We start from the raw sequence: 2,543 nt of genomic DNA on the forward strand, positions 1-2,543 counted from the left end.
CGGCTTGCGACTGGGACACCTTGAGCTTGCAGGAGACGGTCAGGACTTGGGTCATAGTTCTATTGTAACCTCGCATTCCTCCCGGCACTGACCCTACGGGTACAGTGCGGGGCTCCTGCGATTTCTAGCTGAAGTCGAGGGATTCTTACGTAGCCCAGAAACGGGCTCGCAACGGCGTTGTCAAAGGGAGAAAAACGGGCCATGATGCGTATTTCCATCCAGCCGGGGAGCGGGATCCCTGGCTCCGTGCAGCTCTTTAATTTGCTCTGCTTTGCCATCGCCTGCGGGCAATTTCCTCCCGGCTGCCGCCTGCCCAGCACCCGTCAATTGGCCATGCAAACGGGCCTGCATCGCAACACCATCCACAAGGTTTACCGCCAATTGGAGGCCATGGGCCTGGTGGAAACTCGGGCCGCCTCCGGCATCTACGTGAGCGGCACTGCCCGGCATGCGGTCACCGCCTCCCCCCTTCGCGTCAGCGGTGCGGAGCACTTTCTCAACCCAAATCTGGATCGATCCAAACAGGCCCTGCAACAGGTGCGTCAGGGCATCGATCAGCTTCAGCAGCAAGGCTTTTCTCTGGAGCAGGTGCGGGATCTGCTGCTAGCGGAGATCGATTGGCGATTGCGCTGCAGTGCCCAAGTGCTGGTGTGTGTGCCCAACCGGGATTTGGGTACAGGACAACTGATGGCCCAGCAAATCCAGCAGACTTTGGGCATCCGGGTCCAGTTGGTGCCCCTGGAGGAGCTGGCCACCGTTCTGGATCAGATCCAGTCCGGCACTGTGGTGACGCTGCACTATTTTCTCAGCGCCGTCGAGGCCATTGCCCAACCCCGGGGGGCCCGTGTTCTGACAGTGGAGGTGTCCGACTACGCCCGCGAAATTGCCCTGATCCGCCAATTGCCTTCCTACGCCTGTCTGGGGCTGGTGAGCATCAGCACTGCCCTGCTGGAGGTTGCCGAGGTGATCGTCCACAGTCTGCGAGGAGACCTGCTGGTGCTGACGGCAGTGATCTCGGATACGGAACGGGTGGGATCCCTAATCCGCCGCGCCCATACGCTGATTTGCGATGAGGCCAGCTACCCCACCCTGCGGGTCTTGGTGCGCCAAGCCCGAGCCGATCTAATCCGCACACCCAACCTAGTCTGCGCCACCCCCCACATCGGAGAAGCAGCCATGGCCGAGCTGCGACGGGAACTGGGTGGGATCCCTGGAGCCGGAGGAGATGGGGACGCAAGCAGTAGCAGTTTGCAAGGCAAAGAAACCCATTAAGCCTTGTTGCAGGTGAGCCATTTTGCGGATGACAGGCTGCCCGATATCGTGTTTAAGTGGAAATACGGTAAAAGCTTACTCACTTTGATTCATCGCTGATCAGTCTTTACACGTATGGTGATCCTCGACTACGCCTCCGCCAATCACGACTATGTGGCGGTTACACGGGAAGGTTTCTGGGAGGCCATCCGCTTCCAAGACCATTTTTACGTCTTCAACCGGGGCTTTTCTCAGCTGCAAGAGGCCATCGCCAGTTGCCGCTACGACATGGATCACGGATCCCTGATCAGCCTGGTGGTGGTGCGCCCTCGGAGCTATGAGGTGTGGTCACAGGTGGGATCCGACATTCCCGTCTTGCCAAAGCAACTCTTGAGCCCCACAGCCAGGGACTCCGTCTCGCCGGCGCGCCAGTGCTCCGCACCCCTGTCACCAGCGCGGAAGCGTCGCATAGCAATGACGGCTCCATCGGGGCCCGAACGTCCTTTCTGGTCTTTCTGGGGCTGGGGATCCAAGGCTTATGTGGTGGATGGCGAGCCGGCTGCACCCCAGTCTTTGTTCCACCATAGCCCTCGGCCCTACAACGCTCTACAGGCCTAGGCCGGAATCGGTTTCAGGGAACAGGACGGCTCCACATGCAAATTGAGATCCGGCTCTTCCACCAGCAGGGGCACGCGCTCGGCCACTTCCAGGCCAAATCCTTTCAAGCCGCTGATGTGGCGAGAGGTGTTGCTGATCAGGCGCATTTTGCGCACCCCTACATCCCGTAGGATCTGGGCGCCGATGCCGTAATCGCGCAAGTCCATCGCCACCGGTGGCGCGGTTTCAGAAAGTCCCAGATCTTGCCGGGCGTAGGACTTGATTTGCTCGATGAGACTCAGCTCCTGCTCTTGCCGGCGCAGGTACACCAGCACCCCCTTGCCTTGGTGGTCGATCATCTTCAGGGCCGCTGTCAATTGGCGGCGACAATCGCAGCGCAGGGATCCCAGCGCATCCCCTAGGGGACACTCCACATGGACGCGCACCAGGACGGGCTCAGCGGCAAATTGGGTCGGATCCCCTTTCACCAAGGCCAGGTGCTCGACTTGGTTGAGGCTATCGCGGTAGCCGTAAACCCGAAACTGGCCAAACTCCGTTGGCAGGGTGGCGGCAGCCTCTCGGTGAACCAGTTGTTCGGTGCGCAAGCGGTACTCGATGAGGTGGGCGATGGTGATGATCTTCAAATCGTGCTGACGGGCATATTCGATCAACTGGGGCAGGCGGGCCATGGAGCC

2 protein-coding genes and 1 pseudogene are annotated in these 2,543 nt (G+C 60.2%); 2 read left to right on the forward strand and 1 reads right to left on the reverse strand.

Translation table 11 applies throughout. The features are described from left to right. Positions 1-201 precede the first annotated feature (201 nt). Positions 202-1,272: a GntR family transcriptional regulator gene (locus NW829_RS05530; RefSeq protein WP_414416620.1), complete on the forward strand. Its 1,071-nt coding sequence runs from the start codon at positions 202-204 to the stop codon at positions 1,270-1,272. Positions 1,273-1,386: 114 nt separating this feature from the next. Continuing rightward, the gene (locus tag NW829_RS05535; RefSeq protein ID WP_414413580.1) at positions 1,387-1,869 is read left to right on the forward strand and encodes a hypothetical protein; all 483 of its coding nucleotides are present in this window, start codon (positions 1,387-1,389) and stop codon (positions 1,867-1,869) included. On the opposite strand, the pseudogene NW829_RS05540 reads toward NW829_RS05535, so the two are convergent. Beyond that, positions 1,866-2,543: pseudogene (locus NW829_RS05540) on the reverse strand (bifunctional 3,4-dihydroxy-2-butanone-4-phosphate synthase/GTP cyclohydrolase II); the annotation flags it as partial. The gene NW829_RS05535 and the pseudogene NW829_RS05540 overlap by 4 nt on opposite strands.

The organism is Synechococcus sp. R55.8 (genome assembly GCF_047461895.1).
Classification (GTDB): domain Bacteria; phylum Cyanobacteriota; class Cyanobacteriia; order Thermostichales; family Thermostichaceae; genus Thermostichus.

Coding starts and splice junctions, on each gene's coding strand:
- NW829_RS05535 (WP_414413580.1), top strand. CDS start 1,387: ATGGTGATCCTCGACTACGCCTCCGCCAATCACGACTATGTGGCGGTT.
- NW829_RS05530 (WP_414416620.1), top strand. CDS start 202: ATGATGCGTATTTCCATCCAGCCGGGGAGCGGGATCCCTGGCTCCGTG.